1 pseudogene is annotated in these 229 nt (G+C 35.8%); it reads right to left on the reverse strand.

What is annotated here, in order from left to right:
- Positions 1 to 229, reverse strand: a pseudogene (locus N824_RS31360) (hypothetical protein); the annotation flags it as partial.

Genomic DNA, 229 nt, shown 5'->3' on the forward strand with positions numbered 1-229 from the left:
TACCCACCCTAGAGTTAATTTTAGCTGTTGCACTTTGGCTTAAAAACAACTGAAGATATTTTACATTAAAGGTGCCTTTGGTCACAACTACTGAACCACCTGCCGCTTCTATTCTTTGCAGATCCTTTACAGAAACATTTACGGTAACCTGATTACTTTCTGTAGAGTTGATAAACAAAGCTTCTCCTCTTCTTAAAACTGATGTATTATTTGCATTGAAGTTTTCATC

Source organism: Pedobacter sp. V48 (genome assembly GCF_000523515.1).
Lineage (GTDB): Bacteria > Bacteroidota > Bacteroidia > Sphingobacteriales > Sphingobacteriaceae > Pedobacter.